Source organism: Moritella sp. 5, assembly GCF_018219455.1.
Classification (GTDB): Bacteria; Pseudomonadota; Gammaproteobacteria; order Enterobacterales; family Moritellaceae; genus Moritella.
The window spans coordinates 1,171,627-1,183,664 of the sequence record NZ_CP056122.1; the positions used below are offsets into that span (position 1 = coordinate 1,171,627).

Genomic DNA, 12,038 nt, shown 5'->3' on the forward strand with positions numbered 1-12,038 from the left:
TAGCTAAGTCACTATAAATAAATCATGTTAGCTGCAATTATTTCGCGCTATCGTTTGCAGAGCCAGCAGGACGACGACGGTTGCCTTTATTTGCTGATGGATTTACTTCACTGCGTGGGCCGGTGTGACGACGGTTCTTACTTGCCGGCTTGTGACCACGTGAATTTTCACCTGAACGTTGACCATCTTGATGATCTCTCTTTGGCTTTTTCGCTTTTGGTGGACGAATACCCGGTGTAGTCGGGAATGAATCCATTGGTGCAAAACCGTCTACAACAACACGCTCAAGGTGCTTCTGCGTTAATTGTTCAATCGCTACAAGCTCTTTAATTTCGTCATGACAAACTAATGAGATTGCAGTACCTTCAGCGCCAGCACGACCAGTACGACCGATACGGTGAACATAATCTTCTGGTACGTTTGGTAAATCGAAGTTAACTACTTGTGGTAGTTGCTCGATATCGATACCACGAGCGGCAATATCAGTCGCAATAAGTGCTCTTACTTCACCTGATTTGAAGTTCGCTAGTGCTTTAGTTCGTGCACTCTGGCTCTTGTTACCGTGAATAGCTGCAGCATTAATACCTTGCTCTTCTAGGTGTTTGGTTAACTTGTTCGCGCCGTGCTTAGTTTTAGTAAATACCAACACTTGCTTCCAGTCGTTTTCTTTAATTAGGTGTGTTAGAAGAAGTGGTTTTTTCTTCTTATCAACTGGGTGCATCCATTGTTCAACCGATTTAGCAGCTGCATTACGCGGCGTCACTGAAATTTCAACTGGATCGTTGATTAAGCCTTTAGCAAGTTGGCGGATGTCATCTGAAAAGGTTGCTGAGAATAATAAGTTTTGACGTTTTTGTGGTAGCACCGCAAGGACTTTACGGATATCACGTAAGAAACCCATATCAAGCATGCGATCGGCTTCATCTAATACCAAAATTTCTAATTGGTGAAAGCGAATAGCGTTTTGATTATATAAATCTAATAAACGGCCAGGCGTTGCTACTAAGATATCTACACCACGACGTAAACGCGCCATTTGTGGGTTAATTTTAACGCCACCAAATACCACTGTCGAAGTTAAACGTAAATGCTTGCTATATACTTCAACGTTTTCTGCAATCTGTGCTGCGAGTTCACGTGTCGGCGTTAAGATTAATGTACGTGCTTGATTGGCACGTGGACGTGGGCCTTGGCTTAACTTTTCTAAAATAGGTAGAGTAAAACCAGCTGTTTTACCTGTCCCTGTTTGTGCCGCAGCCATTACATCCCTACCTGACAGTACAGCTGGTATTGCTTGCGCCTGAATTGCCGATGGTGTGTCGTAGCCTTTTTCTGCTACAGCCTTTAGGATTGGTGCGGATAAACCGAGGTCGGTAAAACTCATATAGTGTCTCTTTATCTAGATGGTTGCTATTTAATGGATTGTGCTTAGTATAACAGCGGTGCTGCAGGGTACATGATAGACTGTCTAAGTGCAAACTAGATAATTATTGCTATCTATAGCGCAATGGTAAATAACTTTGTTGACAGCAAATTTTAAGTCTATATAATTCGCAGCAGCTTTAAGGTTAGTTTTATGAATGAATTCCATTTCGAAGTTTTTTTTAGTACCTCGTCCTGTTTGATCATAAGTAAGTAGTAACACTTCCAGCAACACCGGCTTTATGCCAATTAAATTACTCTGATAAATAGGATTCTATTATGTCTACAATTACTGGTACAGTAAAATGGTTCAACGAAACTAAAGGTTTCGGTTTCATTCAACAAGAAAACGGCCCTGATGTGTTCGCACATTTCAGCGCTATCAAGAGCGACGGTTTCCGTACTCTTCTTGAAAACCAAAAAGTTGAATTCACTGTTGTTGACGGCCAAAAAGGTCCTCAAGCAGAAAACATCGTAGTACTTTAATTCTTTTGAATTAATAGTCACTAAGATTGTTAACTTAAATGGATTGATGATAAATCAAAAAGTTTAAGTATAAAGGGCATGTTCTTCGGAGCTTGCCCTTTTTGTTTTATCTCCTATTCATTTAAGGTATGTACTGTGAGCCAAACTAATTTCTCTTCTCTAAATTTACGTCCAGAGCTTGTCTCTAATCTGGATACTCTCGGTTATGCCGAAATGACACCTATCCAAGCACAAAGCTTACCGAGTATTCTTGAAGGTAAAGATGTAATTGGCCAAGGTAAAACTGGTTCAGGTAAAACAGCTGCTTTTGGTTTAGGTTTACTTCAGCGTTTAGACGTTGAACGTTTCCGTATTCAAACGTTAGTGCTTTGTCCTACACGTGAGTTAGCAGACCAAGTTGCGAAAGAAATTCGTAAACTGGCACGTGCTATTCACAACATTAAAGTATTAACGCTGTGTGGTGGTATGCCATTTGGCCCACAAATCGGTTCATTAGAACATGGAGCACATATTATTGTTGGTACACCAGGTCGTGTATTAGATCACTTAAACAAAGGCACGTTACGATTAGATAATCTAACAACATTTGTGCTGGATGAAGCGGATCGAATGCTAGAAATGGGTTTCCAAGATGCACTTGACGCAATTGTCGAAAAAGCACCAAGTGATCGTCAAACATTATTATTCAGTGCTACTTTCCCGAAAAAAATCCAAGCGATTGCATCGAAAATAATGAACAACCCTGAAATGGTTGAAGTTGCAGCGACGCATGACGATAGCTCAATCAAACAGCATTTCTACAAAGTGAAAAACTTTGGTGAACGTTTAGATACGGTTCGCGGATTATTACTACAGCACAAACCTGAATCAACGGTTATTTTCTGTAATACCAAGAAAGATGTGCAAGATGTTGCTGATGAATTAGGCCATTTTGGCTTTAGTATCATTGCACTGCACGGTGATTTAGAACAACGTGATCGCGACCAAGCGTTAGTGCGTTTTTCTAATAAGAGTATTTCTATCATGGTAGCGACTGACGTTGCATCACGTGGTCTGGATATTGACTCTCTAGATGCTGTGATTAACTTCCAAGTTGCGCATGACAGTGAAGTACACGTTCACCGTATTGGCCGTACTGGTCGTGCGGGTAGTAAAGGTATTGCTTGTACTATATTTGATGATAAAGAAGCATATCAAGTTGCGTTATTAGAAGATCGTTTTGGTATGATTACGGCAGAAGCCCTACCACCAGAAAGTGTCTTAAATGAATCACCAATGACACCTCCGATGGAATGTATCCGTATTGATGGTGGTAAAAAGCAGAAAGTACGTGCGGGTGATATTTTAGGTGCGTTAACAGGTAAAGACGGTATTGATGGTAAGCTAGTTGGTAAAATTCAACTGTTTGATCACTGTGCGTATGTTGCTGTTGACACTAAAGTGGCTAAAGCTGCGGTACAGAAAATTGGTAAAGGTAAACTGAAAGGCCGTACGTTCCGCGCTTGGATTGTACGTTCATTTAACGATTAATCGTTAATGTATCTGTCAATAACGCTTTGCTTCGTTATTGACAGATATTATCATCATAATTTATTATCGAGATTGTACAATTCTACAAATGAACGCCGATAAGCAGCCAAAATTTTTGCTATTACTTTTCTGATAGTTTGTGTTGCCATGATAATCACCTTTCTGATTAGTTTATCTAAGAGTATAAGGTGGGGAGATATCATATCTAATTAGCTTTCCACCCTCTGTTTCAAGTGTATTATAACGCTGTGTAATTATATTTATAGCAAAGATTTTTCATTGTTTGGATTAGAAAATATAATGGGTTTTACGTGCTAAGTTAGAAGGTTATATAATCATTTCTTGGGGTTTTGAGAGTGACGCTGACGGTTTGGGAAAGTATTTTATACGATAATTATTGGACGCCTATTTAACAAAGACGCCCTTTTAATGACTATTCAGGTAAGCACTGTGCTAATAAACTGACAGGGTGGATAGTTTCTAAATTACTGTTCTCTTCAATTTGCCATTTACAGGTCTCACAATCGGTAATCGCAAAGTCAGCATTCGCCTGTTTAATCTGTTCAAACAAACCTTTACCTATCTTCATCGACACCTCATAGTTTTCTTTCTTAAAACCATAAGTACCGGCAGACCCACAACATTCACTGTTCAGTACAATGACATTTAAGCCGGGAATAGTGCGTAACAGTTCGATAGTGAATATAGCCAAACCACTGCGCTCTAAATGACAGGGTGTATGGTAGACAATAGTTTTATTTACGGGTTTTAATTCTGGCATATTGCCATTCATAAATTCGCGTAATAAAAATGGCGTGATGAATTCAAGTTTATTGGAAATCTTGCTGTTATCGACTTTTAATACATGCGGGAATTCTTGTTTTAAGGTCAACGAGCAAGTTGATGATGTTGATAGAATAGGGGTATTAAACTGCTCGACAGCTTCGGTCATGTGTTTAACATTAAATTCTGCATTTTTACGAGCTTTGTCATGAAAGCCATTGGCGATCAGCGGCACACCACAGCATTTTTCTTTCTTCAATAATTTGACGCCGATATTCATGGCATTTAATACTTTAACTAAATCTTTGCCAAGCTGCGGATTGTTGTAGTTAACATAACAGCCGTGGAAATAGCTGATCTGGCGTTCAAACTGGATTTGTGTATTGGCTTGTTTTTTATACCAATGCCTAAACGAACCAAATGAATATTTAGGTAAGGATTTGTGCTTATCAATCGCCACTGTTTTATCCATGATGGTTTTGATAATTTTCGAATCTGTGATCTTGTTTACCAAGGGTGCGACAGGTGTCGATAATGTACCGAATAAATCTGTGTGACTTAAAATGTAATCACGCATTAATTTTGGATTAAGTTTTTTCTTCTCAAACTTGCCGCGTGCCACCGCAATAATATCACCGACATTGACGTTGGACGGACAAGCCGTTTCACAGCGCTTACAGTTAGTGCAAAGCTTTAATGCTTCATCATAATATTCTGGGCTTTTTATTCTTAATCGCTCACCATCTGGGCCCGATTCTTTTGGCCCTGGATAATTTGGATTGGCTTTGGCAACAGGGCAATATACGGTGCAAATAGTACACTTGATGCATTTTTCAAAACGTGTTGATGCTAAATTCATTGTGTTATCCCCTTATGCCAAGCTGTTGCTGATTGGTTGTTGTGAATGAGCATTTACGCTACGTTGTTGTAATAACTGATTTACGGCGTGATAAGCAGTACTGATCGCGACACCGCTGCCACAGCCTTCGGCGATAGGATCGTAGCCACCTAAATTCGAACCTGCACAAAATAGATTATTGATTATTTTGCCTTTTAGCATGGGGTTAAATGCTTGGTTTGTTTTAATGCCGAGGGATAAAAATGGCTGTGAATTGGCCGCAAAAAATTGTGGGTTGTACCAGGTACTGCGTGCTTCAATGCTATTCATGTCTAAGTTAAATACAGGCTCCTGCAATTTGTCATGGTGAGCAATTAACCCTTTATTAAAAAAGCTACCAGATGCGAAAATATAGTTGTCTGCGGTTAATGGCATAGTTTCTAAGTTACGGGTGTAAATGCGCTTAAGGGTTAACATGTCGTTATCTTCTGCCATATCACCATGGGTGACTTGATCGCCTTTTAACAGCATGCCGCCACGCTTGATGAATAAATCAATCATGGTTTCTTCAAGGCGGATCCCCAACATTGAAGGTGGCATAGTCGGTACTTCATGAAACGTCAGATTGGTTAATGCGTGTAATTTGTTAAGGACAGACAGCCCCATACCATTACCTGTAATTGCGGGGATGATCACCAAGTCATTAGATGTTGCGATAGCCTTTAGCTTAGTTGCTAACGCTTCAATCTCACTTTCGTTACTTAAGATTCGGGCAATATCAATCGAACGCAGTTCACAAGCATTACGTTTCAGTCCTGAGAATCCATCAATCGAAATGCTGGTATTACTTATTTCCACGTCTTTAAATTCAGGTGTTTGGATCAAATTATCCGTCATCATTTTGGCATTGAAATCGCGGAAATCATTAATTTGCACGACTACAATTCGCGTGATGGTATGTTCCGTTAGGCGCATTGGTAGCTGCTGCACATAAGGTTGCGATAACCAGGTCGATTTTAAGGTGCCTAGTGGGGTGATACGCAGATGATTGTCACCATTGTCTTGCTGCAGTAATGAAATTCCAGCGTTGGTGAGCAAGTTTTTATACCATTCAAGCGATTCAAATACGGTGTTTTTACCTACCTTACTATAAGGATGGCTAGGAAATTCATCGGTAAACTTGTCAAATATCGCTGCCGGATTACGAATGGCCTTGCCCGTTGGCGTATGCGAAAGTAGGTCGATAGAGCCTGATGAAAAGTGCAGGGCGCTTTGACCATTTGAAATGATAGCTGTTTTTAATCCAGCTTCGAGGCTGCGTAACCCCGCGGTATAGCCCGCAATACCACCGCCAATAATGATGCTATCAAACTTCATAATATTCCTTATCTTCTTGTTTTTCGCCTAGCTTGTTAATGTCTGTTGCGCCGAAAAGTCCTTCATACAGCCAATAGGTAAACTCGGCTTCTCGTAGTGCATCACCAAATAAAACCGGCTTAATGCCTTTCCAGCGTTCTTCAAAAAACTGCATTAATAATTTACTTGATTCATGACCGCTACAGTTGGCAAAATCACAAAATAGGCTGGAAGCACGATAGGTACACAGTTCACCCTGACACGACCCCATCCCGAGGCGGGTACGTCTTCTTAAATCGACTAAGTTGGTGACATCGAGTTGTTTGATGGCGTATTCAATCTCACCAACAGACACCATTTCACACTCACAGACAATGGATTTACCTTTGGTGCTTTGGTCAAATGTGGCAACTGCATTTTCACCGTGACGGTGAGTGGCTGCTTTGGTTGTGAAGACTGTTTTTTGAGGTTTACTCTTTTTATTAACAACAGAACCGGGTAGTGACTGTAAATGGGTTGTACAACCGCTGGTATTTCCTAGTTTGCTGGCAATAAGATCGGTGGTCATTTCAGCCATTAAGCGACTGGTCATTAACTTACCACCAAGAATACTGTTAAATCCGGCTAAACCATCGCGTTGTTCATGATCTAATAATACGATACCGCGACTGATGCTTCGGCCATCACCCCCCCCCACATCAACGAGAGGACGAACACCAGCATAAGCCCGTAAAACTCGGGTTTGTGCGAGTATTGGTGCCAGTTTTGCTCCTTCTTCAATTAAGATATTAACTTCTCTCTCACTGGTTTTGAGGGCGTCGATATCTTTGTAATCAATTTCTTCGGAAGTGGTGCCAATTAACGAAATTGAATCACCGGGCACTAAAATATCGGCATCGGCAGGTTTACGGCAACGGTTGATAACTAGATCATTAATACGGTGTTCGAATACTAATAACGATCCTTTAGCCGGTAACATTTGCACGTTTAGTTCTGCGTAGTGGCAAATGTTTTTACCCCAAATTCCCGCAGCATTGACAACTTCTTGGGCGTATACTTCAAACCGTTCATTGGTACGAGTATTAATACATTTTGCGCCAATGATCCGATCGCCAATACGGATTAAGGATTTTACCATCGAATAGGTAAGCAGTTTTGCACCATGGATTTTTGCATCTAATACATTCGATGCACATAAACGGAATGGGTCAAGGGTGCCATCAGGGACTTTGACTGCGCCGAGTAGACTTCGGTTTACATTCGGTTCAAGGTCGATAGCTTGTTGTGGGGTGAGTCTTTGTGTGTCGATACCAGCGCTACTGCATGCGTCAATGAAGGTAAGTTGAAAATCTAGATCATCTTCTGGTAAGGTAATAAATAACCCGCTAGAGTCTTCGATACAGTGACTAGCGATAGCTTTGAGGATCTTGTTTTCTTGAATACATTCTCGTGCTGACTCGCTGTCTGTGACTGCATAACGCGCGCCGGAATGTAATAAACCATGATTACGGCCTGTTGTACCTGAGGCGATATCACCTTTATCAAGCAATATGCATGTTATGCCACGTAATGCGCAATCGCGCATAATACTGGTGCCAGTCGCGCCACCACCAATGATCAATACTTCGGTATTGAAACGGGTTATCTTTCCCATGATTCATCCATATATTCATGTCAATTAACTATTTATAAGTATGACTAATATAATTGTTGATGAATTGATCTTAATCATCAATGTTCGAATGAATGGTTTAAGGTTCTTATTCGAACATTTATACGTAAAGCTGTTCTATTACGACTAATGCCCTGTTATTGTCAGGTTTTAAAATTGATTAAAGTGTTGGCAAATAAAATCAATTAATACTTTTAATCTAGCGGGTTGATAACGATTGCGATGATACAGCAGAAACAGCGGTACATTCGGTGAGTGCCATTGTTCTTCATGCGATGCTGATATTAAAGCAGGGGCTAAGGTATTTTCCTTAATTTCAGTGTCGCAATACAGCTTGGGTAATCGCACAATACCATTACCATTCTTAGCGGCGTTAATTAATGCACGACCACTCTTACAACTAAAGTTACCCTTCGCGTGTATCTCTACTTCGTGTATTGGCGCATTATTGTGTTGACGTGATTTTTGATGGAAGCGCCAGCGCTTGATACTACCGGTTAAGCAGTTATGTTGTTCTAAATTTTTTGGATGAGTTATAACTGTGTGCTTGGCAAGGTAATCAGGACTGGCTAATACCTGCACTTTAATGTCTGTGAGCTTTCTAGCGACCAAGCCTGAATCTTCTAACTCCCCCATGCGCACGACCAAATCAAAAGCTTCTGCAATCAAATCTACACGAGGGCTACTAAAGTCGAGCTCAACTTCAATATCGGGGTACTGTAAATTAAACTCGCTGATAATGTTCGTTAAGATATCCTCGCCAATCACTCCGCCAACACAGTTAATACAAATGCTGCCTTTTAATTGTTCTGTATCATCTTTGGCTGCGATCACGGCTTGGTTAATCGTTTGCAGCGAGTTAAGGCATTGCTGGAAGAATTGTTCGCCAACAGGAGTAAGGCGCTGTGCTCGAGTTGTGCGAATAATCAATTGCACACCTAACTGTTGCTCTAGCTGTGCGAGTTGACGGGATACATGGGCGCGAGATGACTGTAGAACTTCAGCGGCTTTGGTAAAGCTTCCTTGTTCAGCAATAGTTACAAAAGCGCGGATGTCGGCAAGAGAAGAATTACTTTGCATGCTATGCCTGTATTGATTAAGTGAATAAAAGTAAACTTTTATTATTGTAGCTTAATACGTAACAGTTATGTTCTTTATTGTGTATATATCAACAATAATCATATCTATATACTCTCTTTCATCCACTTAGAAGCGCTTAGATCTAACATTGAGAGATACGTTTTTGGGTATGAATATAATCAAAAATAGAGAGTATATGATGAAAAAGTTAGTCGTGATCACAGGTGCAAGTTCAGGTATTGGTGAAGCTACAGCGAAGCGTTTAAGCGCCGCTGGTCACCCGTTATTATTAGTTGCTCGTCGTGTTGAAAAACTAGAAGCGCTAGATTTACCAAACTGTTTATGTGAAAAAGTAGACTTAACTGTTCACGCCGAATTCCACGCTGCACTTGCTAAAGCAGAAGCGTTATACGGTCCAACAGATCTATTGATTAACAATGCTGGCATGATGTTATTAGGTCAAATCGATACCCAACCAGCTGAAGAATTCAAAACCATGTTCGATATTAATGTGATTGCATTATTAAACGGCATGCAAGCAGTACTTGCGCCAATGAAAGCCCGTAACACTGGTACTATTATTAACATTAGTTCAGTTGCTGGTCGTAAAACATTCGGTGCGCATGCCGCTTATTGTGGTACTAAATTTGCGGTACACGCTATTACTGAAAATGTTCGTGAAGAAGTGGCAACATCTGATGTGCGTGTAATTACTATCGCTCCAGGTGCTGTTGAAACTGAATTGTTATCACATACAACTTCAGAAGACATTAAAGCAGGCTACGAAGAGTGGAAATCAACAATGGGTAATATTCTTGCCCCTGATGATGTTGCACGTTCAATTGAATTTGCTTATGCACAACCACAAGACGTATGTATCCGTGAAATCGTATTAGCAAGCACACGTCAAGAACCTTAATAAACACCTATTATCGCTATTTGTTTGAGTGGTGCTAGATTTTAAAAGTGCGAATAACCCGTTTCACAACGAATAAATGGATTATTCGCACTTATTTCATGCTTGGTGATGACCTTGTTTAGCTAAGATGAAAGGAACAGTACAATTGGTATAAACTTTACATTATCCTGACCGATCAACATTAAATCGATACTCTGCAATCTCATCATACGCTTCCCGCTCACTTTTCGTGTTTAAGACCTATAGTTAATACTGACTTAACTGACGTATCGGCTGTGTTAGTCATTACCATTGTTCTATTGTGTGAGCTATGCAACAGAATATTGCTGATGCTCATCGGAGGAGAGTCACAGATCTTATCAACCATTTAACACGGACGATAAGATTGTCATTGTAATCGAGAGGGCTAGATAAGGCTTGGCTTGTCAGTATTGTTACATTTATACATGTTTAAATTAATTCTATATACGAACGACGTTAAAAGTGACTTTAATACTTGAGAGGGCTTATGAACAGGGTGATTACCTACGGTGCCGATATAAAACCATCATGTTAAATTGTTGTTAACCTTTAAAGCATATTACTTGCCATTATTGAATTAAATATGGATAAAAGCCTTAATGTGAATATCCATAAAGTATTATTCACCTTAAATAACCACTATCGTGTTAATTAAGTGTTAAATCTGTGATCGCGGTCAAATAGTTGTTAATGCTTTTGTTAATCGATTGTTACCTCGTAGATGTTGTATAAAAATTCCCTTATGATTATTTTGTGTTCCCGAATCAAAGAAAATAACACTTTCAAGTGGCGATTAGCTTCTTCAGACTGATATTTACAATAATAAAAATAGACAAGGAAATTAATATGAAGGTTACAAAAATAGCTTTAATACTAGGTCTAGCATCAACATTACCGAATTTAGTTAATGCTGCTACATTAGATAAGGTGATGAAAAAAGGCGTATTGAACTGTGGTGTATCGACAGGGATTCCAGGCTTTTCAGCGACTGATTCAAAAGGTGTTTGGAAAGGTATCGATGTTGACTTTTGTCGTTCAGTTGCCGCCGCCGTATTAGGTGATGCATCGAAAGTGAAATTTATTCCACTGACTGCGAAAGAGCGTTTCACTGCATTACAAAGTGGTGAAATTGATGTGTTAGCACGTTCATCGACTTGGACTGCAACGCGTGATACTTCACTTGGCTTAAACTTTGCGGGGGTTAACTATTATGATGGTCAAGGTTTCTTAGTTAAAAAAGAACTTGGTGTAACATCTGCGAAACAACTCGACGGAGCATCTTTTTGTATCCAAGCCGGTACAACAACTGAACTTAACCTAACCGATTATTTCAAATCAAACAACATGGAATATAAAGCCGTTACATTTGATACATCAGGTCAAACAATTGATGCATTCAAAAAAGGCCGTTGTGACGCAGTTACATCTGACGCCTCTCAGTTATACGGTTTAAAAATCAAATTAGACAATCCTAAATCAGCAGTCGTATTACCAGAGATCATTTCTAAAGAACCTTTAGGCCCTGTTGTTCGCCAGGGTGATGATGAATGGTTTAACGTCGTGCGCTGGACCATGTTTGCAACACTAGAAGCAGAAGAACTAGGTGTAACAGCAAGCAATGTTGATAAGCAATTAAAATCAGCTAATCCATCTGTGAAACGCCTATTAGGTGTATCAGGTAAAGCGGGTGAAAACTTAGGGCTTAAAGCAGATTGGGCTTATCAAATTGTTAAGCAAGTTGGTAACTATGAAGAAATGTTCGAGAATAATGTAGGTAAAAATTCACCTCTTAACATTGATCGCGGCATCAATAATTTATGGAATAAAGGCGGTTTAATGTACGCAATGCCAATTCGATAAATTAATACCTTAGTCACTTCATCATCTTATCAGCACGCATATGCTGAAGTGACCTTGGTATATCGGGGGCC

The 12,038-nt window shown here is 40.0% G+C and carries 9 protein-coding genes; 4 read left to right on the forward strand and 5 right to left on the reverse strand.

The window, feature by feature from the left end:
* Positions 1-37 precede the first annotated feature (37 nt).
* Positions 38-1,384, reverse strand: a complete 1,347-nt coding sequence (locus HWV01_RS05420) for a DEAD/DEAH box helicase (protein ID WP_211674444.1) — start codon at positions 1,382-1,384, stop codon at positions 38-40.
* 317 nt (positions 1,385-1,701) lie between these two features.
* Between HWV01_RS05420 and HWV01_RS05425 the strand changes: the two genes are divergently transcribed.
* Together HWV01_RS05425 and dbpA are read left to right on the forward strand one after the other, a co-directional pair.
* Complete coding sequence (locus HWV01_RS05425) at positions 1,702-1,908, forward strand: cold-shock protein (protein ID WP_211674445.1); 207 nt, start codon at positions 1,702-1,704, stop codon at positions 1,906-1,908.
* Positions 1,909-2,043: 135 nt separating this feature from the next.
* Positions 2,044-3,438 (forward strand): ATP-dependent RNA helicase DbpA, encoded by a 1,395-nt coding sequence (dbpA, locus tag HWV01_RS05430; protein ID WP_211674446.1) that lies wholly within the window; start codon positions 2,044-2,046, stop codon positions 3,436-3,438.
* 433 nt (positions 3,439-3,871) lie between these two features.
* Here the strand turns inward: dbpA and glpC are convergent, their stop codons facing one another.
* The 4 genes from glpC to HWV01_RS05450 all read right to left on the reverse strand — a co-directional run bounded on the left by glpC (position 3,872) and on the right by HWV01_RS05450 (position 9,167).
* On the reverse strand, positions 3,872-5,080 hold the full coding sequence (gene glpC / locus HWV01_RS05435; RefSeq protein ID WP_211674447.1) for an anaerobic glycerol-3-phosphate dehydrogenase subunit GlpC: 1,209 nt from the start codon (positions 5,078-5,080) through the stop codon (positions 3,872-3,874).
* Between the two features lie 12 nt (positions 5,081-5,092).
* Positions 5,093-6,436: a glycerol-3-phosphate dehydrogenase subunit GlpB gene (gene glpB / locus HWV01_RS05440; protein ID WP_211674448.1), complete on the reverse strand. Its 1,344-nt coding sequence runs from the start codon at positions 6,434-6,436 to the stop codon at positions 5,093-5,095.
* Entirely contained in the window at positions 6,426-8,069 is a 1,644-nt protein-coding gene (gene glpA / locus HWV01_RS05445) for an anaerobic glycerol-3-phosphate dehydrogenase subunit A (RefSeq protein WP_211674449.1), read from the reverse strand. Before glpA ends, glpB begins: the two co-directional genes overlap by 11 nt.
* A gap of 168 nt (positions 8,070-8,237) precedes the next feature.
* Positions 8,238-9,167 carry a LysR family transcriptional regulator gene (locus HWV01_RS05450; RefSeq protein WP_211674450.1) on the reverse strand — a complete coding sequence of 310 codons (930 nt, stop codon included), beginning with the start codon at positions 9,165-9,167 and terminating at the stop codon, positions 8,238-8,240.
* 199 nt (positions 9,168-9,366) lie between these two features.
* On the opposite strand from HWV01_RS05450, the gene HWV01_RS05455 reads away from it, so the two are divergent.
* Together HWV01_RS05455 and HWV01_RS05460 are read left to right on the forward strand one after the other, a co-directional pair.
* A complete protein-coding gene (locus HWV01_RS05455; RefSeq protein ID WP_067040724.1) occupies positions 9,367-10,086 on the forward strand; it encodes an SDR family oxidoreductase in 720 nt (239 codons plus the stop codon).
* 867 nt (positions 10,087-10,953) lie between these two features.
* Entirely contained in the window at positions 10,954-11,967 is a 1,014-nt protein-coding gene (locus HWV01_RS05460) for an amino acid ABC transporter substrate-binding protein (RefSeq protein ID WP_211674451.1), read from the forward strand.
* Positions 11,968-12,038: the final 71 nt, after the last annotated feature.